Below are 23,098 nucleotides of genomic sequence, written 5' to 3' on the forward strand. Positions count from 1 at the left end.
CCTTGCATGACAGGAGCGTGACGGAAAGCGATCACGCGGCGATAAGCCGCCCATCCTCAGCAAAGAAGCCGACGATGCGGTCGATCACGGGCTCGGCGGAGACGATACGGCGATGGCCGAAGCCATTGGCCCATTCCAGTGTCACATTGGGGCCGGAGGCGGCATAGCGCCGGGCGTGATGGGCCGGCACCTCCTTGTCGTCCTCGGCATGGAGGACCAGCATCGGCGTGCTGAGCCGCCCTGCCCCGCTCGCCGCATCGAAGGCCGAAAGCGGCGCGCCGGCAATGCGCTCGACATGGGCTTCCAGCGCCAGCTGCGCTCTGGGACCGAGCTTCAGGTAGCGTCCGAGATCCTTGAACAGCCACGCCATTTCGCTTGGTGAACCGATGGTGACGAGCCGGCGCGGCCGGTGTGCGGGCACCGCGGGCACGAGGCCGCTTGCCGCGCAGGCAAGCGACGCACCGCCGAAAGAATGGCCGCAGAAATAGTCGAAGCCGCTGAAGCGTTGCCAGGCCGCATCGATGGCGCGCACGGCCATCGGCAAGGTCAGCGTGCGCCCGCGTGAGGCGCCATGGCCCGGCAGGTCGAGCGCCACGACCTCATGGCCCGCAGCCACCAGCCCCTCCGTCAAAGCCGAGAGGTAGGCCGCGCGCGAGCCCCAGCCATGCACGACCAGCACGCGACCGGCGAAGGCTTCGCACGGACGCGCCGCGAAACGATGGGCCACCGCCGTGCCGCCGGCGAAGTCCAGCGTCACGCGCTGCGCCTGGCGCATCCAGCCCTCGGAGCGCGCAAAAAGCTCCCTCTCCTTTGCCGTGCGCGGGCGGCGGCCCGGCGTGGTCGCAAAGAGGCGGAACGCGGCGCGGCCGGCCGCATCGGGAGACACCGCGGCGACGCCCGAAAGCACGAGGCGGATGACCTTCAAGCCAAAGGATGCCATAGTGGGAATCCATCAAAAATGTTCAATGCTGAACAATAAAGTACAACGATGAACAAAAATCAAGCCTTCCCCTGGGATCATCCGCGCTTTCGCAGCTGGATCGGGGTGGCGCGCGCCTGCCAGCTGATGCAGCAGGCGGTGACGCGGGCGATCGCGGACCTCGGCATCAAGCCGCCGCATCTCGACATTCTCGTCAATCTCTATCGTTTCCAGGGCATTTCCCAGCAGGAGCTGGCGCGCAAGCTGCTGGTCGGCCGCTCGAATATGAGCATGCTTCTGCCGCAGCTCGAAAAGCGCGGCCTCATCGAGCGCAATCCCGATGCCAGGGACAAGCGCGTGCTGCGCCTGTCGCTGACCGCGGACGGAAGGGCGCTGACGGAAAAGGCCATGTCCATCCAGACCGGCCTCATCGAGCGCATCATGTCGCAGACGCCGGAAGACCGCTGCCTTCAAGTGGCGGACGCCATGGAAGACATCATCCGCATTCTCCAGACACTGGAGACTGCGGATGACGAAGAGGAAGGCTAGGCTTTCGCGACCGCGTCAGCCCGCGTCGACTTCAACGACTGGAATTCCCAGAGCGCCACGCCGAACAGCACGGCGGCGGCCGCCATGAAGAGCTGATAGGGCTCGACCAAGGGCACCAGAACCGAGAGCGCAAGAAGGGCAGCGATGCCGACGATATGCGACAGCGGAGAGCGACCGCGGATAGCCGCCTTGAACCAGATGTTGCCGAGGAGGAAGACGATCGGCCCGCCGAGAATGGCGCTCGCCGTCTTGGCATCGACATGGCCGTGCGGATGGGCAAGCGCGAACTCCTCCGCCACCGCCGACAGGATAATGCCGGCAACAATCGGGATATGCGCATAGGTGAAGGCCATGCGGGCGATGCGGCCTGGGGTCGCCGAATGCTCGATGAGATGCGCCGCCTCGCCATGGCCGAAGCGGAAATAGATCCACCACATGGTGGCGGTCGACAGGAACGCGGTCATCAACATGAAGATGGTGAAGCCGTCGAGCAGTTCCATGCCGGCGACCGTGCGGCCCGTGACGAGGATCGTCTCGCCCAGGCAAATGATTACGAAGAGCGCGCAGCGCTCCGCCATGTGCTCGCCCGAAACCTGCCAGTCACTGACCGTCGAGCGTCCAAGCCCCGGCACGGCAAAGCCGAGCGCTGGCGAGGCATATTCGAGGCCGAGCGCGACGATCCACAGCGCAAGGCGCGCCTCATGTTCCACGAAGGCGCCGCCGATCCAGAACACCGCCGAAAACAGCGTCCAGACCGTGATACGCGTGAAGTTGAGGCTGTTTTCCGGCCAGTCGCGGCGCATGACATAGGCGGTGAAGGCCGAGCGACCGGTCTGCATGGCGACATAGGTGATTGCGAAGAGAAGCCCGCCCGCATCGAAGGCCGTGGGGATGGCGATGGACAGCATCAGCCCCAAGAACATCAGCACGAAGAGCAGGATGCGCACCGGCGACTTTTCCGGGTCGAGCCAGTTCGTCGCCCATGTCGTGTAGATCCACACCCACCAGATCGCCAGCATCAACAGTGCGGCCTCGACGAGGCCGAGTGGCGAATAGTGGGCGGCCAGCGAATGGGAAAGCTGGATGATCGTCAGCACGAAGATGAGATCGAAGAAAAGCTCGGCAAAGGCCACCTTGCCTTCCTTGGCGGTGCCCCGGGCACGCAGACAGGCGGAAGTGGCAAAACGTTCGTCATTTGTCGCCGTCATGGCGCATCCTTTTTATAGAGCTGTTCCAGGCGCTGGTCGGGAACGATCCAGAGAAGTGCTACCGCCGCATAGAGCACATGGGAAATCACCGGCGAGACAAAGGCAAGCCCGATCGCTGCGAGATAGAAGACCGGCGAGAAGCGCCCCTTGAAATCCCGCCCGAGCGCGCTGCGCACACGCTCGGCATCCGGGTGCACGGCAACGATACGGATCTGCAGGATTTCATAGGCGATGGCCGTCAAAAGCAGGATCACGCCATAGAGCGCCGTTGGCAGGGCATCCGAGGGATTGTTGCCCATCCAGGCCGTGGCGAAGGGAATGAGCGACATCCAGAACAACAGATGCATGTTCGCCCAGAGCACGCCGCCGCTGGCATTGCCGCAGATCGTCAGCAAATGGTGATGGTTGTTCCAGTAGATCGCCACATAGACGAAGCTCAGGAGATAGCCGAGGAAGATCGGCAGCATGGGCAAAAGCGCCGCGAAGGTCGGCTCCTTCGGCACAGCAAGCTGCAACACCATGATCGTGATGATGATGGCGATCACGCCATCGCTGAAGGCTTCGAGCCGGCCCTTGTTCATACGCACCTCATGTCCGTTTTCATTAGACATGACGCATGTTGCGCTGAGTCGCTACAAAAGATTGCGTAACGTCAACTCGCCTGTTCTTCCTCGTGGCGATGGCGCTCCTCTTCCGCTGCCGCGCGCTGCCGGCCCGTGCGTGCGGCGACAAGGTCGGCGGGCGAGGCGTTGCCGCGGATGAGCTGACGCCCGGCATAGATGCCCCCAACGGTTTCCAGTTCCAACCGCTGGCGATCGACATCGCGGAACTCCTCCACTACCTCCGCCGCCAGATCCTCGTCCTCACCGAGTGCCTTCAGCGTCTCCTGGCTGAAGATCATCGCCGATTCGAAAGTCTCGCGAATCTGGAAGTCGACGCCGGCATGGATGAGATCCAGCGCATGACCGCGGTCGTAGGCGCGCGCCAGGATCGGCACGAGCGGGAACTCCTCGCGGACGATCTCGGCAATCTTCACCGCGGCCTCCTTGTCGTCGAGGCAGATCAGGATCGCCTTCGCCGTGGAGGCACCGGCCGCATGCAGAATATCGATGCGCGAGCCATCGCCGTAATAGACCTTGAAGCCGAAATCCGAGGCGTCGCGCACGAATTCCGCATCCTTGTCGATAAGCGAGAGCGTGTAGCCGCGCGCAAGCAACGGCTGGCTGACGATCTGGCCGAAACGGCCGAAGCCGATCATCAGCACCGTGCCCTCGACGTTCTCCGGCAGCGTCAGCCCCTCGGTGGAGGGCTGCTGCTTCGGCACGATGCGGTCATGCAGGATGACCATCAGCGGCGTCAGGATCATCGAGATGATGATCGTCGCCGTCAGGATGGCGTTTTCCTCACCGTTGAGAATGCCGGCGGCCACGGCGGCGGCATAGAGCACGAAGGCGAATTCGCCGCCCTGCGCCATAAGCACCGCGCGCTCCAGGCTCTCGCTGTGGCAGGTGCCGAGCAGGCGCGCGACGACATAGATCAGCAGCGTTTTCGCCACCATGTAGCCTATGACGCTCGCCACCACGAGCTGCCAGTTGGCGGCGATGACCGAGAGATCGATCGCCATGCCGACACCGAGGAAGAACAGGCCGAGCAGGATGCCGCGGAACGGCTCGATATCGGCCTCCAGCTGGTGGCGGAACGCCGATTCGGAAAGCAGAACGCCGGCGAGGAACGCCCCCATCGCCATGGAGAGACCGGAGACCTGCATGGCGAGCGCCGAGCCCAGAACCACTAGCAGTGCGGCCGCCGTCATCACCTCACGCGCACCGGAGGCGGCCAGCACCCGAAACAGCGGATTGAGCAGATAGCGCCCCGCCAGAACCAGCGCGACGATGGCTCCAATGGCGATACCAACGGAAAGCCAGCGGTCCGAGGCATCCGTCGCGGCGGCCCCGGTGCCGAGAAGTGCCACGATGGCGAGCAGCGGCACGATGGCGAGGTCTTCGAAGAGCAGGATGGCGATGATGCGCTGGCCCTTCAGCGTCGATAGCGTGCCGCGCTCCTGCAGCATCTGCATGACGATGGCGGTGGAGGTCAAAACGAAGCCGGTGCCGGCGACGAAGGAGGGAATGAGCGGGAAGCCGAAGGAAAGCCCGATACCGGTGAGTGCCGCCATGGCGCCCATGACCTGCACCGCGCCGAGACCAAAAATATCCTTGCGCATGCCCCAGAGCCGCGAGGGCTGCATTTCCAGGCCGATGATGAAGAGGAACATCACCACGCCGAGTTCCGCGACATGGATGATCGCCTGCGGATCGGCAAAGAAGCCGAGGCCGAAGGGACCGATGGCAAGACCGGCCGCGAGATAGCCGAGCACCGAACCAAGGCCGATCTTCTTGAAGACCGGCACGGCGGCGACACCGGCCGCCAGCAGCACGACAACCTGGGTGAGATCGTTTGCGTTCGCTTCTGCTGCCAAGGGGCTCTCCGTTCGTTTGCGGTGGACGCGCCCTTTGGCAGTCCTGAAATTATCGCGGCTTTTCCGACATATCGCGGCTCATGCCCTTCTCTGCAAGGTCGCGCTCGTATTCGGCGAAGAGTGTTTCGCCCTTTTCCCCGAGTTCCCTGAGATAGGACCACGTGAAGATGCCGGTATCGTGAAAGTCGTCGAAGCCGATGCGTACGGCATAATTGCCCGTCGGCGTCATGGCGATGATCGCGACGTTGCGCTTGCCCGGCACGGTCACCTTCTGGCCCGGCCCATGGCCCTGTACTTCCGCCGAGGGAGACAGGACACGCAGCATCTCGGCGGAAAGATCGAAGCTCGCGCCGTCGTTGAAGGTGACGAGGAGGCGCTGGCGGTCCTTGGAGACACGCAGTTCGGTCGGCCAGAGATCGCTCATGTCCATGCCCTTTCCTATTCGATTTCGCGAAGGACTATGCCGCAAGCCGGGGATGTGCAAGGCGGAAAATACTGTCATAATCGCCGCATCGCCTTGACGCTGCGCCTCGCGCGCACGACATGTCGGTCATGGAGGACGTGTTTTGAATTCCTATGCAGGCCCCTGGAACGGCGCAGACCCGGTCGCGCAATCCGCAGCCCCGATGATCGACCCCTTCGGGCGGGCGGTCACCTATCTGCGCGTTTCCGTGACAGACCGCTGCGATTTCCGCTGCACCTATTGCATGGCGGAAAACATGACCTTCCTGCCGAAAAAGGACCTGCTCACCCTCGAAGAGCTGAACCGGCTCTGTTCCGCCTTCATCGCCAAGGGCGTGCGCAAGCTGCGCCTGACCGGCGGCGAGCCGCTTGTGCGCAAGAACATCATGCATCTCGTGCGCGAACTCGGTCGCCACGTCCATGCCGGCACGCTCGACGAACTGACGCTGACGACGAACGGCTCGCAGCTCGCCAAACACGCGGCAGAACTCGCCGATTGTGGCGTGCGCCGCATCAATGTCTCGCTCGACACGCTCGACGCGGAAAAATTCAAGACCATCACCCGCTGGGGCGAGCTTTCCAAGGTCATCGAAGGCATCGACGCCGCACAGGCCGCCGGCCTGAAGATCAAGATCAACGCCGTCGCCCTGAAGGATTTCAACGACCAGGAAATCCCCGACCTGATGCGCTGGGCGCACGGCCGCGGCATGGATTTGACGCTCATCGAGACCATGCCGATGGGCGAGATCGAGGAAGACCGCACCGACCGCTACCTGCCGCTCTCGGAAATGCGCGCCCGCCTCGCCGAAGAGTTCACGCTGACCGAGAACGCCTACCGCACCGGCGGACCTGCCCGCTATGTCACGGTCGAGGAAACCGGCGGCCGGCTCGGCCTCATCACGCCGATGACGCATAATTTCTGCGAGAGCTGCAACCGCGTGCGCCTCACCTGCACCGGCACGCTCTATATGTGCCTGGGCCAGAACGACGCCGCGGACCTGCGCCTGCCGCTGCGCGCCTCCGATGACGACGCCCTGCTTTCGCAGGCCATCGACGAGGCCATCGGCCGCAAGCCCAAGGGCCACGACTTCATCATCGACCGCCGCAACCGCCCCGCGGTCGCCCGGCATATGAGCGTTACGGGCGGTTGAAAGCCCTTCAAACAAAATGGCCGGGCTCTCGCCCGGCCGTTTTGTTTTGTCCGCCACGATAGCTCAAGCCGCGTAGGGCCGGCCGTAGCCATCCTCCACACGCGTATCGAGATCGCGCGTCTTGAAGTGGTCGATCTTCTCGTTGAGGGTCTGAACCCGGCGGCGCAGGCCGTGGATTTCGGCGGTGTTCTCCTCCACCATCGCGGCATTCTGCTGGGTGATGAGCTCGACCTGGTGCACCGCTTGGTTCACCTCGTTGATGCCCTGATACTGGGCCGCGGCGGCCGCCTCGATCTTGCCGACGAGCGTATGGATCGAGGAGATGTGGTCGTTGATCACCGAGAGCGCCTCGCCCGTCTCCGTCACCAGCGAAACGCCGTTGCGCACCTGCGCGGAGCTTTCCGAGATGAGGCCCTTGATCTCGCGGGCGGCACCGGCGCAGCGCTGGGCAAGCTCGCGAACCTCCTGCGCGACGACAGCGAAGCCACGGCCGGCCTCGCCGGCCCGGGCAGCTTCAACACCGGCGTTGAGCGCCAGAAGGTTCGTCTGGAAGGCGATCTCGTCGATGACGCCGATGATCGTGCTGATCTTCTCCGAGGAGCGGTTGATCTCGCCCATGGCGGTGACGGCCTTGGCCACGACCTCGCCGGAGCGCTGGGCGTAGCTGTGCGTCTCGTCGACAGAAACGGCGGTCTTCTGGGCGCTTTCCGCCGTCGAGCGGACGATGTCGGTCAGCTGGCGCAGTGCCCGCGAGCTTTCCTCGAGGGCCGCCGCCTGCTGTTCGGTGCGGCGGGCGAGATCATCGGCGGAGGCGGCAAGGTTGCCGGTGCCGCCGTTGATTTCCATTGTCGTCGCGCGGACGTCCGACAGCGTGTGGCGCAGCGCCTCCACGGCATTGTTGTAGGTGCGGGCCATCGCGACATATTCGGCGGCGAGCGCCTCCGTCATGCTCTCTTCGAGATTGCCGGCGGCAAGCTGGCCGAGCACGTCGGAAAGTGCCGTCAGCGCCTCGGTCTGCTCGGCCTCGATGCGGGCGCGCTCGCTGGCGCGGCGGGCCTGCTCCTCGGCCGTCAGCTGACGTTGGGCTTCCGCCTCCTGCTCGAGCCTTACGTTTTCGCGGGCGGCATCGCGGAAGACGGCGACCGAGCGCACCATGTCGCCGATCTCGTCGCCGCGGTTGCGGCCGTCTATGCTGATTTCCAGATCGCCGCTGGCGAGACGCGCCATGGATTCGGTGACGCGCTTCAGCGGACCACGCAGGGTTTCGACCAGCATCAGGCCGCCGATAATGGCGAGCAGCGTGCCGGCGACCATGGCGATGATCGAGACATTGGCTGAACGCTGGCTATCCTGCTTGCCGGCCTCCTGAGCACTCGACACGAACTGCTCGAGCGTCTGGCTGGCATCGGCGACGGAGGCATAGGCGGCAACACGTGCCGCCTGCCACTTTTCACCGACGGCGATCAGGTCCTGCGTGCCCTTCTCGATGCTGGCGAGCGAAGGCTCCAGCTTCTGCGAGAGATCGCGCAGAGCGGCATTCTTCGCGCCGAGCTTAGCAAGCTCGGCGGCGCTGGCGGCAACGGCCTTCACGTCGGCAAGAACCGCGTCGCGGCTCGACTGGTCGAGCTTGCGATGCAGCTCGCTGATATGCAGGCGGGTCTGGTCGATGCCCTTGAACGTATCGCCCATCAGCGTGATCAGCGTCTTGAGCAACGCGATCTCCGCATCCATGCCAACGAAGCGCTTGGCGGCGGTATCGGAATTCTTGCCGGCCTCCTTCAGGAAATCGGCATCGAATTTGGAAAGCTTGGTGAGAACGGGAATGAACTTCGCCTTCTTGCCTTCGGCATCATCAGTACCCGCAAGGATTGCCTGCACGGCGGCGATTTCGGCCTCCAGCGGCTTGATCTGTTCCAGTGCCTTCGGCGAGGCGATCGCCTTGGATTCGGCAAGCTGCTTTAGGAGCTGCGGCAGATAGGTCTCGGCCGCCTTCACCTTGTCTTCCGGCTTCATGGCAAGCGCGACCGGCTTGCGGAATTTGCCGATCCGTTCGGCCAGCCCCTGATAGGCCGCGGCATCGAACAGCAGCGCCTTGGCGAAGGCTTCCTTCTCGCCCGATTCGGTGCGGATGACCGCAATCTGCTTTTCGGCAAAGTCTCCATCCTTGGCCATCGCAGCCAGCGCGCTTTCGAGGCCGGCGGTGACGGCGTTGCGCTCCTGATCGATCGACCAGAGTGTCTCGGTCTGGCCGCGCATCGTGCCGGCAAGGGCGACGACGGAGGCGATCTTGGCCTTTTCCGCCGCATTGGGCAGCAGCGCGTCGAGATCGCGGATGCCGGCCTCCTGCTCATCGATGCGGGCGAAGAGTGCGTCACGCGTCTCCTGTCCCGGCTTGTCGGCGAAATCCTGCAGGCCCGTGCGCAGGTTCTGGAAATGCGACAGGCTGTTGATCGTCTCGCGGGTGACCGTCATATGGCCGTTCAGCGTGCTCGCGGTGAAATAACCAACGAGCCCGATGCCGGCGATGAGCGCGACGAGCGGAATGACGAACAGCAACACCTTGGTGACGATACGGCGCTGCTGGAGCAGGCGGTCGATGAAGGACATGGTTTCCCCGACGTTTCTTATGACGACCATGTCCCGTCGGGTGCTTTAAAGCCGAAACGGCCACTCTGGAGACCAAGGGGAGTGCGGCCGCAAACTGCTCAAGGGACTGGGCCTGTCTTGCATCAGACGGCCAGCCCTCACCCGTCGCATCATGCGAACACGCATTTGGGATGACGCAACGATAGGTGGGGAAGCTTAATGAATGCCTTCGAGAAACCGGCAGAAACTCAAGGCTTTGCGCCGAAATGATCGCGGTTTTTGCCCAAAATCCTCCCAATCGCCGCTTCTTTCGCCAATCACCCTATTTGTTCCAGCCTTGAGGATGATGGCAGGCCACGCGCGTTCGGCTTATGAGGGAAAGACCAATCTCGCGGAATCACACCCGATGAACCTTACCGGAAACGCCAGGGGCGCCCTGTTCATGGCCATCGCCATGGCGGCCTTCACCTGCAACGACGCCCTCGTGAAATCCGTCACGCATGCGATGAACACGGGCCAGATCCTGTTCGTGCGCGGGCTGATGACGAGTGCGCTGGTGCTGGTCATCGCCTGGCGGATGGGCGCGCTCGGCTCCTGGCGCATCCTGCTTCAGCCGCCGGTCGCCCTGCGGCTCGCGGCGGAGATCTTTGCCTCGCTCACCTTCATTTCCGCCCTCGGCGTCATGCCGCTCGCCAACATCTCGGCCATTCTCCAGTCGCTGCCGCTCGCCGTGACACTGGGGGCGGCCCTCTTCCTGGGCGAACAGGTCGGCTGGCGGCGCTGGCTCGCCATCGTCGTCGGCTTCATCGGCGTGCTCATCGTCATCCGGCCTGGGCCGGAAGGCTTTTCGCTCGCCGCCATCTACGCCATCGCCTCTATGATCGGCGCGGCGACACGTGACCTTGCCACGCGGCGCATCCGCAGCGATGTCTCCACCCTGTTCATCAGCGTCATCACCGCGGTCGTCATTACGCTTGTCGGTGGTGCGCTGATCGTGCCGATGGGCGGCTGGCAGCCCATGTCGCCGGCGGTGATCGGGCGTCTGGCTGCGGCGAGCATTCTGCTCCTCATCGGTTATCAGACGATCGTCAACGCCATGCGGGTCGGCGAAATCTCCTTCGTCGCGCCCTTCCGCTACATGAGCCTCCTCTGGGCGATCGCGATCGGCTTCCTGTTCTTCGGCGACTTGCCCGATCTCTGGATGACCGTCGGCGCCGTCATCGTCATCGCCTCGGGCCTCTACACCTTCTACCGAGAAAACCGCCGCCGGGCGGAACCCATCGCCCAGCAGTCCACGCCCGAATCGCCGTGACATCGCAGAGGCTTGCGACCGCGCCTTGCAGCGAATAGACCGAAGGGGAGCCAACACGACGGGAGCACGATGGCACTCTCAGAAGCGATACCCGGGGTCATCCTGGCCGGCGGCCTGTCCTCGCGGATGGGGCAGGACAAGACACGCATCCGTCTCGGCGGTGCCGCCCTCATCGATCGCGCCGCACGGCGGCTGCGGCCGCAGGTCTCGTCCGTCGCTGTGAATGCCAACGGCCCCGTGCTCTTCGAGCGCGGCGAGGAATTTCCCGTCTTTGCCGATCTCGACGCCGCCCGCGCCGGCCCGCTCGGTGGCGTGCTCGCCGCCCTCGACCATGTCAGGCGCCACCATCCCGAAGCGAGCCACGTCGCGACCGTGCCGACCGACAGCCCATTTTTCCCGACCGATCTCGTCAGCCGGCTTGGCAAGGTCATCGATACGCCGGACAGGATCGCCGTCGCGCACTCGGCCAGCGGCCTCCACCCGGTCTTCGCGCTCTGGCCGGTGGCGCTGGCCGACGATCTCGGCGCGTGGCTTTCCGGCGGCGGGGCGCTGCGCGTGCGCAGCTATCTCGAACGCCACCAGGCGCGCGAAATCACCTTCCCGCTGATCGAGACCGCGCGCGGCGAGTTCGATCCGTTTTTCAACATCAACACGCCCGACGATCTCGATAAGGCGGAAAACTGGCTCTGGGTGCTGGAGAGATGACGCGTCCCAAAATCTTCGGCATCGCCGGATGGAAGAATTCCGGCAAGACCGGCCTCGCCGTGCGCCTCGTCACCGAACTCGTCGCCCGCGGCTACAGTGTCTCGACCATCAAACATGCGCACCACGATTTCGATATCGACAAGGTCGGGGCCGACAGCTATCGCCACCGCCAGGCCGGCGCGCACGAAGTGACCATCGTCTCGGGCACGCGCTATGCCATCATGCACGAGCTGCGCGGCGCACCCGAGCCCAGTTTCGAGGACATCCTCGCCCGCCTCGCGCCCTGCGATCTCGTGCTCATCGAGGGCTACAAGCGCGAGCCGATCCCAAAGATCGAGGCGCGACGCCTGGAATCCGCCAACCGCATTCCGCTCGCTCCCGAAGACCCGCATATCGCCGCCATCGCCGCCGACCATACGGTCACAGACAGCACCCTGCCCGTCTTTGACCTCGACGACACCGCAGCCATCGCCGATTTCGTCGTAGCGATCACGGGCCTTCGCGAGCCCCGGCTGTCACCTCGCTAACGCAGGCTGCACAACTCGTCCGGCAGGTTTTCGGCGCGGGACCTCGCATCCCGTATATGCCTCGGCCAGATCGAGTGTCGTCATTTTTTGGTTCAACATCGTGTAGAATTGAGAACACGATGCGTCATATTGCGCAAAATCACCCGACAACATGGTTAAATTAACCTTAAAAATTAATCTATGTGACGGTTTTATTGCAACTTAATACCCTTGTAGGTAGGTCTAATTGGGTAGAAACGTAGAATTTTATCATGACCTACACAAAACACCGATCCCAAGGTCGTTTCGGCCTATTCACGAATCCCTACGCAATTGCTCTGGGTTCCGTCCTATACTTTGTGTTCGTCCTACATTTTGACACGCGATGGCGATATCTGCCCTATAACTTTGCCGCGACGCTGAGCCTCGCCGCGATCATATTCCTGTTCTCCAGACGCCCGTTCTTCTCACTCTACGGCGCAACGCTCGTCGCGATCCTCTTCACCTTCATTTCCGCGATGAAGTTCCATTCCAAGGGGCTGGCGTTGCACGTCTATGACGTCGTCTTCATTGGCTCCGATGTCTCGACGCTCTCCTTCTTGGTGCGCTACTATCTGCCCGCCGTCGCTGTGGCCGCTATCGGACTGGCGGTCATAGTCACATTCCTGACGATCCTGTTCCGGCGGGAGGCCCCTATCTCATGGGATGTCGGCGTGCGCAGTGGCATCGTTGCGGCAAGCCTCGTAGCCGCGGTCGTCGCCCACCGCCCCACGACACGCGACGCCGATTTCGTGCCGTTCATAGGCGGTTACAACGCGTCTGCCTTCTTCCTATCGCTGTGGCACATTCCCGGCCTGATGAAACCGATGCAGTTCGCGCAACCACTCGACCCCGGCGAGGCGGGGCGACCCTTCGTCAACCGCTCGCTCTGCACGAGCCCGGAAAAACAGCCCGACCTGTTTTTGGTCCTGTCGGAGAGCCAAACTTCTCCGCTCGTCTTCCCGCAGCTTTCCATCCCGCAGGCCGTCACAGAAACCTACAAGTCAGGCGACGGCGCGATCCGCCCGCTGTTCGTGGAGACTTTCGGCGGCGGGACGTGGATGACGAATTTCTCAGTGCTAACAGGCCTTTCGACCGCCGATTTCGGCTGGCTCGGCCCATATGTGAACCACTTGCTGGTGGACAAGGTAAAAGGCTCGCTGCCGGACATCCTCGGCCATTGCGGCTACCGCACCGCCGTGTTCATGCCCATGCAGTATAATTCGATCAATGAAGGCCCGTTTCTAAAGTCGCTGGGCTTCCAGGAAATCTACGACGCCGACCAGATGGGCCTGCCAGTCATGGGGATCCGCGATACGCGCTATTTCGAAAAAGCCGAACACATGATTGCGCAGCACCGCAAGACAGACAAGCGACCGCTCTTCGTGCTGGTCCAAACGATGTTCACACACTCGCCCTACGAGACCACACTCGAGCCGAGGGTGGCGGGAGAACATGTCTATGCGAACGACGCCGGCGCCAACGAATATCTGCGCCGCGTGACCGCTTCACGCAACGATCTGGTAGCCTATCGCGACACGATCAAGGAAAATCCCGGCCCACGGGGGAGCGTCTTCCTCGAATTCGGCGATCACCAGTCGATCGCGACGAAGCCCCATATCCTTGAGCGGGCGACCGGCGACAATCCGTTTACAACCTTCCGCTCGCCCGTCTACGAGACCTTCTACTCAATCCACGGCTTCGGGACACCGATCGATTATCGCAAGCTCGAGGTGCTGGATGCGCCGTTCCTCATCCCTCGCATCCTGGCGGCCACTAACTTGCCAAGCTCCGAGGTTTTCGACGATCTCGCCTCTCTCAGCACCATGTGCCGGGGCGAGTTCCATACCTGCCCGGAAAGGGCGGAAGTCGACCGCCATATTAGGCGGCGCATGGATGCCGGCATCCTTCAGCTGAACTGACCGCAACGTCATAGGCTCCAGGAAAAAAGGCCACCGGATCGCTCCGGCGGCCTTCTTCATATTTCGTCCTTGCCTCGCCGATCACTCGGCCATCGCGACCGGCTTGACCAGCGGGGTCACGCGACGGATCGTGACGCGACGGTTGAGCTGTTCCGGCCCGTCGGTGTCGATCTTAAGGAACCGCTCGCCGTAACCCTGCGTGGCCAGGTTTTCCGGCGGGATGTCGTAGACGTCGGTCAGGACGTTGGCGACGGCCTCGGCTCGCTCGTCCGAGAGCACAAGGTTCGATTCGTCCGAGCCGACGGCATCCGTATGACCTTCGATCAGGAAGGTTTCGCCGGGATCCTTGTCTAGCACCTTGTTCATCGCCTCGGCGACCTTGCGCAGCGACGACGCCTGGTTCATCGAAATCTCCGAGGAACCCGTGGCGAAGGTGATCGTATCGAGATCAATACGGCGCACCTTGTCGCGGATACGCGCCGAATACTTCACCTCGTCCAGCGTATAGACGCGCTCGACGGGCTCGACCGGCGGCCGTTCCAGGAAATCGCTGTAGTCACGGCTGTCATCAGAGGACGTATCAATGATGTAGTCGTCGAGCGGCACCGTCAAGCGCATCGGCGGGAGGCGCTCACCGGGATCCACGAAGGTCGGCCGTGCATCGCGATCGATTTCCGGGGCGTAGAACATGACATATTCACTGCCCGAACGATCGATGCGCGAGCGCTGGATGACATCGCCGTAACGGCTGCGGATCGTCACCACCCGGTCGCCGTTCGGGCGCACGATGACCTCGCGGACGCGACCATGCGGCAGGTCCTCATAGTAGGTCTCCGTTGCCCGGCGCGACAGGCGGCGACCGTCATCCGACCGCACGATAATACCGTCGTTGAAGTTGATGACCACGCGGTCATCTACTTCGCGTTCGACGCGCCAGCCGTCCCGTTCCTCGTAACGCGGGCGGCGATCGCGGCGCTCGCCACGCTCGCGCTCACCGGATTCGTAACGCACCCGGTCGCCGTCCTGCCAGCCGACCTGCGCGTCGCGGTCGGATTCGGGAATCCGGATCTTGACGTTTTCACGCTCTTCCGCTCGCTTGCGGCGACGCTCCTCGCGCGCCGAACCCTTGCGGTTGTCGAAATCCTTGTCGCTGTCGAGCACGGCCGCGCCATCGACGAACGGCAGGTCGATCGTCTCATTCGTCCTGGAAGGATCCCGGGCAATGCGTTCGCGATCCTCGTCACGCTTGCGGCGCGGACGCTCGGCGGTGTCCTCTTCGCGCTGCTGCTCTTCAGCCGCTTCGCGTTTTTTCCTGCGCTCTTCGCGGGCATTCTGGCGATCCTGCTGCTGCTGATCGTCACCTTCGGCCGCTTCGCGCTGTTTCCGGCGCTCCTCGCGGGCTTTCTGACGGTCCTGCTGCTGCTGATCGTCGCCCTCAGCCGCTTCGCGCTGTTTCCGCCGCTCCTCCCGGGCCTTCTGACGATCCTGCTGCTGCTGATCGTCACCTTCAGCCGCTTCGCGCTGTTTCCGACGCTCCTCGCGGGCTTTCTGACGGTCCTGCTGCTGCTGATCGTCACCTTCAGCCGCTTCGCGCTGCTTCTTGCGCTCCTCGCGAGCCTTCTGACGATCCTGCTGCTGCTGATCGTCACCTTCGGCCGCTTCGCGCTGCTTCTTGCGCTCCTCGCGGGCCTTCTGACGATCCTGCTGCTGCTGATCGTCACCTTCGGCCGCTTCGCGCTGTTTCCGGCGCTCCTCGCGAGCCTTCTGACGGTCCTGCTGTTGCTGATCATCGCCCTCGGCGGATTCGCGCTTTTTGCGCCGTTCCTGACGTTCCTGCTGCTGCTGGTCGCCATCGCCTAGACCCGCATTGTCGCGGTTGGGTTTACGGCGCTCCTGTCGCTGCTCGCCATCACCGAGGCCGGCATTGTCGCGATTCGGCTTGCGACGCTCGCCCTGCTGTTCCCCGTCTTCCTGACGTTCCTTCTTCTTGCGCGGCTTGCGCTCCTCCTCGGAGCCGTCGCTCTCCTGCACGGTGATGACATTGGGCATGCGGCTGTCGACGACCGGAGGACGGATCATCGCGGCCTGAACCGGCTGCCAGACAAGCGAGACGATAGGCAAAGCCACCGTCGCCAGAAGTGTCGTTCTCTTACCCATGGCGTTTCCTCTTTTGCCGATTTTCCGGCAATGGATCAATCGTTTGAGGCAAATTCGTGTTTTCACATATTCGCCCGGTCGGAATCGACGTTAGACCATCTCACATGAATCCGCGCTGAATGCGACAGAGCCGCCGACACGACGCCGGCGGCTCTTGATAACGCATGAAGGCGCGATCAGTTCGCCTTCGCCATGGGGCGCACCAGCGTCGTGACGCGGCGGATGGTGACTCGGCGGTTCTGCTGCTCGGCCGCTTCGGTGCGCACCTTCAGGAAGCGCTCACCATAGCCCTGCGTCTGCAGGTTTTCCGGCGGGATGCCGTAAACCTCTGTCAGCAGGCTGGCGACCGATTCGGCGCGCTCGTCGGAAAGCACAAGGTTCGACTTGTCAGATCCCACGGCATCCGTATGGCCTTCGATCAGGAAGGTTTCACCCGGATCCTTGTCGAGGACCTTCTGCATCGCATCGGCCACGCTGCGCAGCGTGCGGGCCTGCGACATCGGCACCTCGGCACTTGCCGTCGCGAAGGTGATGGTGTCGAGATCGATGCGGCGCACCTTGTCACGCAGACGTGCCGAATGTTTCACCTCGTCGATCGTATAGACGCGCTCGACGCGCTCGACCGGCGGCTCGGAGAGGAACTCGTAATAGTCACGGTCCGGATTGCTCGAGGTGTCGATGATGTAGTCGCTGACGGGGATGCGCAGGCGCATCGGCGGCAGCTCGTAGCCGACATCGACAAGACCCGGACGCGGCGCATCGTCCTCAAGTTCCGGCGCATAGACGAGGATGTATTCACGCCCGTCACGACCGACACGCGAGCGCTGGATGATATCGCCGTAACGATTGTAGATCGTCACGATGCGTATGCCGCCGGGGCGCTGGATCGTTTCGCGCACACGACCACGCGCCAGGTTGTCGTAGAAGACGTTCTCGGAATCACGACGCAGGCGCGGACGATCGTCGCCGCGCACGATCAGCTGGTCGCCTACCTCCAGAACCGTGCGGTTCTCGACGCGCTCGATGACATTGACCTGCGTGACGCTGTTGTCGATCGTATTGTTGTTGTTGACGATCGTCGTGTTGTTGATGACCGTGTTGTTGACGATATTTGTGGTCTCGGGAACTACAAACTCCGGCGCCTCCTCGACGCGCTTGCCTTCCTCCTTGATAGCCGCCTCGATACGGCCCGGCACCGCCTCGCGCACCTCTTCGGAAATCGCCGCCTGCGCGCTGTCGTCCGTGTCGGGAACCGGCACCTCTTCTTCCTGCGCGCGCTGTTCCTCACGCTGCTTGCGGCGGTTGTCGCGGCTCTTCTGGCCGCCCGCATTGTCGGCGTCCTTGTCGCTATCGAGCACGGCGGCACCATTTTCGACCGGCAAGACCACCGTCTCATCGGTCTTGGCGGGATCCTGGGCGATCTCCTGCTTCTGCTCTTCCGTCAGCGTGTCGACCACCTCCGGCACCGGTTCGGTGGCGGGTGTTTCTTCGCCGGCCTGCTGGTTCTGTTCGGTGGCAGGCTGCTCGGATTGCTGCTCTTCGGCAGCCTTCTGCTCGTCGGTCTGAGGCTGCTGCTCCTCGGCGGCCTTCTGCTCGTCGGCCTGACGCTGCTGATCCTCGGCGGCTTTTTGCTCATCGGCCTGACGCTGCTGGTCTTCTTCAGCCGCCTTCTGTTCATCAGACTGACGCTGCTGATCCTCAGCGGCTTTCTGCTCATCGGCCTGCCGCTGCTGCTCTTCTTCAGCGGCTTTCTGTTCTTCGGCCTGCCGCTCCTGGTCCTCGGCAGCCTTCTGCTCGTCGGCTTCACGTTGCTGATCCTCAGCAGCCTTCCGCTCGGCAGCCTTCTGCTCATCAGCCTGGCGCTGCTGGTCTTCTTCAGCCGCCTTCTGTTCCTCGGCCTGCCGCTGCTGGTCCTCAGCGGCCTTCTGCTCGTCGGCCTGACGCTGCTGTTCTTCTTCAGCGGCCTTCTGTTCCTTGGCCTGCTGTTCCTCGGCCCTCTGCTGGTCTTCGGCAGCCTTTTGCTCGTCGGCCTGACGCTGCTGTTCTTCTTCAGCGGCCTTCTGCTCGTCGGCCTGGCGTTGCTGGTCTTCCTGCTCGGCGCGCTGCTGTTCTTCCTGCTGCTGTTTCAGCAGCTCTTCCTCGCTCGGCTGTCCCTCGTCACTGGCCTGGGCCACGTCGAAGGATTTCACAAGCGCGTCGGCCAGCGTCGGCGTTGCAATCAGCGAGGCTGACAGCAGGGGCAGAGCCACGGTGGCGAAAAGTCTGGAGCGGAAAGTCATCGTTCTGTCCTCACGGTGTCCCGTCTATCTCTGTGAAGCGCTGCTTTCCGGCTCTTGCGGCCGGCCGGCAACGCCCGTTTCCTGTACAGGCCTAGTCAGCCAGGTGTGAACCGCGCCTGAACGACCTGATCGATCGGCGAGATAGGTCGCGCCGTCGCCAAGACCAGTGGCGGCTATAAAATTGTCTGGGAAACGGGACGCGGACGCGACGGAAAAGCAGTTGATTTTTTATGAGAAACAGTTCGATTATCCAACCCAAGCGGGCAGGCCTGCCCGCTTCCATTCAAGGCCCGGACAACAAGAAAAACCCGAGAGCCTTCAACAGAGAGGATCACAATGCGTATTTCCAAACGTTTCACGCTCGCAGCCTCGGCTGCGGTCATCGCCCTCTTCGCGACCTCCGCGATGGCTGAAGGCGAAAAGATCGTGATCGGCACGGAAGGCGCCTACCCGCCCTTCAACAATCTCGAGGCCGACGGCACGCTGACCGGCTTCGACATCGATATCGCCAAGGCGCTCTGCGAGGAAATGAAGGCCGAATGCACCTTCGTGACGCAGGACTGGGATGGCATCATTCCGGCGCTCATCGCCAAGAAGTTCGACGCCATCGTCGCATCCATGTCGATCACCGCCGAGCGCAAGGAAAAAGTCGACTTCTCCAAGAAGTACTACAACACTCCGCCGGCCATCATCGTGCCGAAGGATTCCGACATCAAGGAAGCGACCCCCGAGGCGCTCGCCGGCAAGGCGCTCGGCGCCCAGGGGTCCACGACGCATTCCAACTATGCCCAGGCGCATATGAAGGATGCCGAGCTCAAGATGTACCCCACCTCGGACGAGTATAAGCTGGACATCGCCAACGGCCGCATCGACGCCGCCATCGACGACGTCGTGGTGCTCTCGGAATGGCTGAAGACCGACGCCGGCGCCTGCTGCAAGCTGCTCGGCACGCTGCCGATCGACCCGGTCATCAACGGCGAAGGCGCGGGCATCGCGGTGCGCAAGGGCGACCCGCTGGCCGACAAGTTCACCGCGGCGATCGCAGCGATCCGCGCCAACGGCAAGTACCAGGAAATCAACGCCAAGTACTTCCCCTTCGACGTTTACGGCGAGTAAGGCACGACACATCCGGCTTATGCGGGTTTTTTCTGACCCCATCACCAGAATGCACGGGCGGGAGGGCTTGCTCTCCCGCTCCTTTTGTTTGAGAAGTTGCACATAAAGAAAACGGGCGCGGAAAGCGCCGCAACAAGAAGCGTAAAACGCGCATCGGGGGTAATTCTGGCATGAGCGGGTTCTTCACCGCCATCGTCGAGGCGGTATCCGCATTTCTGGGGATCATCGATCCCCTCTGCGGTCCGGTCGGCATCTTCAATCTTTTCGCGAGCAACACGCTGCTCGCCTGCGGCGCCGCGGGCTGGGGCGACGAGATCGCCTTCGGCTTCCTCGTCACGGCCAGCCTCGCCATCGCGACGCTGCCCGTCGGGCTTTTCCTGGGTTTCTTCATCGCGCTGGCGAAGCAGTCGGAAGAAAAGTCGCTCCGGCTTTCGGCCAATATCTACACCACGCTCTTCCGCGGGCTGCCGGAGCTTCTGACGCTCTTCATCATCTATTACGGCCTGCAGATCGTCGTGCAGAACCTCATGACCGCTATCGGCTACGAGGGCACGGTCGAGATCAACGCCTTCTTCGCCGGCATGATCGCGCTCGCCATGGTGTTTTCCGCCTATTGCTCGGAAGTGCTGCTGTCGGCCTTCAAGGCCATTCCGCGCGGCCAGTACGAGGCCGGCTATGCGCTCGGCTTGCATCACGGCCGCACCATGCAGCTCATCATCCTGCCACAGCTCATCCGCGTCGCCCTGCCCGGCCTCGGCAATCTGTGGATGGCGCTGCTGAAGGACACCGCTCTCGTCTCCGTCGTCGGCCTGCCGGATATCCTGCGCCAGACGAGCGTCGCCGCCCGCGTCACCAAGGAAGCCTTCGAGTTCTACATGATCGCCTGCGTGCTCTTCCTTGTCCTCGCCTTCCTCTCTTCGCTGGTCTTCTCCGGCATCGAGGGCTGGGCCAAGCGTTCGGAGGCCGCACGATGAGCTTCGTCACCACGCTGATCGAGCCGCAGGCTCCGCCGCCGGCGCCGCCAAAGGCCTTCACCGCCGGCCGCTTCTTCGGGAATGCCTTCCTCGGCGTCTGGCTGGCGCTCGCCATCGGCATCTTCATGATGATCGTCGGTGGCTGGGATCCGGAAAAATTCGCGAAATACGGCCCGAACTACCTTTCCGGTCTCGGCGTCACGCTGCTGCTGGTCGTCTGCTCGGTCGTACTTGGCGGTCTCATCTCGCTGCCGCTCGCCTTTGCGCGCATGTCGAAGAACCCGGTCCTGTCGTGGATCGCCTACGGCTATGTCTATTTCTTCCGCGGCACGCCGCTGCTCACCCAGCTCTTCCTCGTCTATTATGGTCTAGGCAGCTTCTCCGCCGAGCTGAAGGCCATGGGCGTCTGGTGGTTCTTCCGCGATGCCTGGAACTGCGCGCTTCTCGCCTTCACGCTCAACACCGCCGCCTACCAGGCCGAAATCCTGCGCGGCGCCATCCAGAGCGTGCCGCGCGGCCAGCATGAGGGTGCGGATGCGCTCGGCCTGCCGAAGAAGGTCGCCTTCTTCAAAGTCATCCTGCCGCAGGCCCTTATCGTGGCGCTGCGCCCCTATGGCAACGAGATCATCCTGATGATCAAGGGCTCGGCGATCGTCGCGATCGTCACCGTTCTCGACCTGATGGGCGAAACCCGCCTCGCCTTCTCGCGCACCTTCGACTATCAGGCCTATCTCTGGGCCGCGCTGATGTATCTGCTGATGGTGGAACTGCTGCGCAACATCTGGGCATGGCTCGAAACCCGCCTGACGCGCCACCTGAAGCGATGACATTCTTGGCAGCACTCCAAAACGCGTGCTGCCAAGACCTTGATTTCGCAAGAAATCTTTGTTCACGCTACGGCATTTTAAGCTCTCGTTAACCTTGCGGGCGCTCAATCATAGGGACCACCATTCATCACGCGATGAGGTCCCTATGACGAACGACATGGCAATGCAGCTCAAGGGCTACGGCATGACCACGGCCCAGATCCTCTACCGCATGCCGGATCACCAGCAGTTCCTGCAGACCTATATCTGGCAGCACTACGATCTCGCCCCTGAATTCCCGGAAATGAAGAGTTTCCTGAAATTCTGGCAGGAAAAGCTCGACGGCCCCATCCACTCCGTCCGCTACATCCACCGCCGCCTGATCTCGGCGACGGAGTGGCGCGCGCTGAAGGGCGAGTTCATCATCAACTGATGGGCCCCTGCTCCGGCGGGCTGTTCAGATGACGAAAAAATCCGCTGCGGTGATCGTCGGCGATCCCGTCAGAAAACCGAACTTGATCGGCGCATAGGTCGTTGCCGAACCGTCGCGGTCGAAGAAGAGGTCGCCAGTGTTCGAATTATAGAGGATGCGGTCGCTCGCGTCCTTCGTGCCGACCACGAGATCCTTGAAGGCACTCGCCGCAAGGGCGCCCGTCGCCAGCCCGAGGAAAACCGCATTGTCGATCTGGATCGTATCGGCCGGGGCGTTGAAATCGCTGATCGTGTCGACATTGGTCGTTGCATTGAGCGTCGTGTTGAAGACGAAGGTATCGTTGCCGGCACCGCCGACCAGTGTATCCTTGCCGCCGTAGCCACGCAGGACGTCGTTGCCGCCACCGCCCTTGAGCACATTGGCGCCGGCATTGCCGAATATCGTTTGCGCAAAGTCATTGCCCGTCAGGTTGATCGATGTCGTGCCGCTGGCGCTGGTCGTTTCCATACGTTCGACCTCAATACCGCTGCGCAGCGTATAACTCGCTGAAGCAAAAAGCCGGTCGCCCTTGCCTCCCCCCACGGCTTCAATGATCAGGTCGGCGGCAGTATCGACGTAGTACCGGTCGTTTCCTATGCCACCCGTCATGCTGTCGGTGCCGACACCCCCATCCAGCAGATCGTCACCGGCTCCCCCATCGAGCGTGTCGTTTCCGTCTTCGCCATAGAGCAGATCGTTCAGTGCGCCGCCGGTAATGCTGTCATTGCCCGTTCCTCCACGCACTTCTCCGTCGAGCAGGCCGAGATGGCTGTCCAGAACGTCGTTGCCGGCACCAAGGGACATCGTTCCGCCGATGAACCCTTTGTTGATCACGGTATCGGAGGCATTACCAAGACTGAGGGCGTAGGCCGTCGAGATGATTTCGCCCGTATTGAAGATCCTGTTGGTTTGGCCGCTGAGCCCTCCCAGATTGATCGCGATGGAATCACCTTGAATAAGCCCCGTATTGGTAATCGAATTGTTGTCACCACTTGATGTAACGGCCCAATATGCGGAGATAGCTCCGGCATTCACGATCGTATTGAACGACCCTGCCGCGTATATTCCATAGGAACCTCCGGCGACACCGCCCGTCGAATTCACAGTCACTCTGCTCCCGCCGTCCGAAGACGCGAAATATATCCCTATATAATCGGAGAATATATCGCCTGCGACCGTAATCCGATCATGAGAATCGCCTCTGATCGACGAACTGAAACTGCCCGTCGTCGAGATCGTCGCACCCTGCGCGATATACACATTATCATATGCAGCGATATTGATCGCATTCGTGCTTGCCGCGGTGACGGTGAAATCACTTGTGTAGGTATAAGAGGCCATTGCACATTCCTCCATCGGCTCTTCGGGCACAGCCGCTTGAGGCGACTGTTTCGGCCCGGCAGCGCGCGCCTGCTGACGCAGCGCCGTCTTTGATCAAGCGGAAGAAGCCGGATGG

Annotated in this window: 19 protein-coding genes; 10 read left to right on the plus strand and 9 right to left on the minus strand. The window is 62.5% G+C overall.

Features of this window, described 5'->3' with window-relative positions; genetic code table 11:
* Nucleotides 1-31 precede the first annotated feature (31 nt).
* Complete coding sequence (locus D0Y60_RS00975; RefSeq protein WP_117366271.1) at nt 32-940, minus strand: alpha/beta fold hydrolase; 909 nt, start codon at nt 938-940, stop codon at nt 32-34.
* Nucleotides 941-988: 48 nt separating this feature from the next.
* Between D0Y60_RS00975 and D0Y60_RS00980 the strand changes: the two genes are divergently transcribed.
* Nucleotides 989-1,468 (plus strand): MarR family transcriptional regulator, encoded by a 480-nt coding sequence (locus tag D0Y60_RS00980; protein WP_117366272.1) that lies wholly within the window; start codon nt 989-991, stop codon nt 1,466-1,468.
* Here D0Y60_RS00980 and D0Y60_RS00985 read toward each other — a convergent pair.
* The 4 genes from D0Y60_RS00985 to D0Y60_RS01000 all read right to left on the minus strand — a co-directional run bounded on the left by D0Y60_RS00985 (nt 1,465) and on the right by D0Y60_RS01000 (nt 5,579).
* Nucleotides 1,465-2,676, minus strand: coding sequence for a low temperature requirement protein A (locus D0Y60_RS00985; RefSeq protein ID WP_117366273.1), 1,212 nt, complete (start codon nt 2,674-2,676; stop codon nt 1,465-1,467). The genes D0Y60_RS00980 and D0Y60_RS00985 overlap by 4 nt on opposite strands.
* Entirely contained in the window at nt 2,673-3,257 is a 585-nt protein-coding gene (locus tag D0Y60_RS00990) for a TMEM175 family protein (protein ID WP_117366274.1), read from the minus strand. Before D0Y60_RS00990 ends, D0Y60_RS00985 begins: the two co-directional genes overlap by 4 nt.
* A 71-nt stretch (nt 3,258-3,328) precedes the next feature.
* Complete coding sequence (locus D0Y60_RS00995) at nt 3,329-5,155, minus strand: monovalent cation:proton antiporter-2 (CPA2) family protein (protein ID WP_117366275.1); 1,827 nt, start codon at nt 5,153-5,155, stop codon at nt 3,329-3,331.
* 49 nt (nt 5,156-5,204) lie between these two features.
* A complete protein-coding gene (locus D0Y60_RS01000) occupies nt 5,205-5,579 on the minus strand; it encodes a DUF971 domain-containing protein (protein ID WP_117366995.1) in 375 nt (124 codons plus the stop codon).
* Between the two features lie 202 nt (nt 5,580-5,781).
* Here D0Y60_RS01000 and moaA point away from each other — a divergent pair, with 202 nt between their 5' ends.
* On the plus strand, nt 5,782-6,768 hold the full coding sequence (moaA, locus tag D0Y60_RS01005) for a GTP 3',8-cyclase MoaA (RefSeq protein ID WP_117366997.1): 987 nt from the start codon (nt 5,782-5,784) through the stop codon (nt 6,766-6,768).
* A 63-nt stretch (nt 6,769-6,831) separates the two neighbouring features.
* Here moaA and D0Y60_RS01010 read toward each other — a convergent pair whose 3' ends face one another.
* Nucleotides 6,832-9,375 (minus strand): HAMP domain-containing methyl-accepting chemotaxis protein, encoded by a 2,544-nt coding sequence (locus D0Y60_RS01010; RefSeq protein ID WP_117366276.1) that lies wholly within the window; start codon nt 9,373-9,375, stop codon nt 6,832-6,834.
* Between the two features lie 385 nt (nt 9,376-9,760).
* Here D0Y60_RS01010 and D0Y60_RS01015 point away from each other — a divergent pair, with 385 nt between their 5' ends.
* From D0Y60_RS01015 to D0Y60_RS01030, 4 genes are all read left to right on the plus strand, one after another.
* The gene (locus D0Y60_RS01015; RefSeq protein WP_117367000.1) at nt 9,761-10,666 is read left to right on the plus strand and encodes a DMT family transporter; all 906 of its coding nucleotides are present in this window, start codon (nt 9,761-9,763) and stop codon (nt 10,664-10,666) included.
* 69 nt (nt 10,667-10,735) lie between these two features.
* On the plus strand, nt 10,736-11,371 hold the full coding sequence (gene mobA / locus D0Y60_RS01020) for a molybdenum cofactor guanylyltransferase MobA (RefSeq protein WP_117366277.1): 636 nt from the start codon (nt 10,736-10,738) through the stop codon (nt 11,369-11,371).
* Nucleotides 11,368-11,898, plus strand: a complete 531-nt coding sequence (gene mobB, locus D0Y60_RS01025) for a molybdopterin-guanine dinucleotide biosynthesis protein B (protein ID WP_117366278.1) — start codon at nt 11,368-11,370, stop codon at nt 11,896-11,898. The genes mobA and mobB overlap by 4 nt, the downstream gene beginning before the upstream one ends.
* A gap of 251 nt (nt 11,899-12,149) precedes the next feature.
* On the plus strand, nt 12,150-13,838 hold the full coding sequence (locus D0Y60_RS01030; RefSeq protein WP_117366279.1) for a sulfatase-like hydrolase/transferase: 1,689 nt from the start codon (nt 12,150-12,152) through the stop codon (nt 13,836-13,838).
* 81 nt (nt 13,839-13,919) lie between these two features.
* Here the strand turns inward: D0Y60_RS01030 and D0Y60_RS01035 are convergent, their stop codons facing one another.
* Nucleotides 13,920-15,995: an OmpA family protein gene (locus D0Y60_RS01035; protein ID WP_117366280.1), complete on the minus strand. Its 2,076-nt coding sequence runs from the start codon at nt 15,993-15,995 to the stop codon at nt 13,920-13,922.
* 176 nt (nt 15,996-16,171) lie between these two features.
* On the minus strand, nt 16,172-18,274 hold the full coding sequence (locus D0Y60_RS01040; RefSeq protein ID WP_117366281.1) for an OmpA family protein: 2,103 nt from the start codon (nt 18,272-18,274) through the stop codon (nt 16,172-16,174).
* Nucleotides 18,275-18,610: 336 nt separating this feature from the next.
* Here D0Y60_RS01040 and D0Y60_RS01045 point away from each other — a divergent pair, with 336 nt between their 5' ends.
* The 4 genes from D0Y60_RS01045 (at nt 18,611) to D0Y60_RS01060 (ending at nt 21,603) form a co-directional block, all read left to right on the plus strand.
* Nucleotides 18,611-19,390, plus strand: a complete 780-nt coding sequence (locus D0Y60_RS01045; protein WP_117366282.1) for an ABC transporter substrate-binding protein — start codon at nt 18,611-18,613, stop codon at nt 19,388-19,390.
* 170 nt (nt 19,391-19,560) lie between these two features.
* The gene (locus D0Y60_RS01050) at nt 19,561-20,364 is read left to right on the plus strand and encodes an ABC transporter permease (RefSeq protein WP_117366283.1); all 804 of its coding nucleotides are present in this window, start codon (nt 19,561-19,563) and stop codon (nt 20,362-20,364) included.
* A complete protein-coding gene (locus tag D0Y60_RS01055; RefSeq protein WP_117366284.1) occupies nt 20,361-21,191 on the plus strand; it encodes an ABC transporter permease in 831 nt (276 codons plus the stop codon). Before D0Y60_RS01050 ends, D0Y60_RS01055 begins: the two co-directional genes overlap by 4 nt.
* Nucleotides 21,192-21,336: 145 nt before the next feature.
* Entirely contained in the window at nt 21,337-21,603 is a 267-nt protein-coding gene (locus tag D0Y60_RS01060) for an aspartate-semialdehyde dehydrogenase (protein WP_117366285.1), read from the plus strand.
* Nucleotides 21,604-21,627: 24 nt separating this feature from the next.
* On the opposite strand, the gene D0Y60_RS01065 is transcribed toward D0Y60_RS01060, so the two are convergent.
* Nucleotides 21,628-22,983 (minus strand): calcium-binding protein, encoded by a 1,356-nt coding sequence (locus D0Y60_RS01065; RefSeq protein WP_158565364.1) that lies wholly within the window; start codon nt 22,981-22,983, stop codon nt 21,628-21,630.
* Nucleotides 22,984-23,098: the final 115 nt, after the last annotated feature.

Origin of the sequence: Shinella sp. WSJ-2, assembly GCF_003432075.1 — a bacterium.
GTDB lineage: Bacteria > Pseudomonadota > Alphaproteobacteria > Rhizobiales > Rhizobiaceae > Shinella.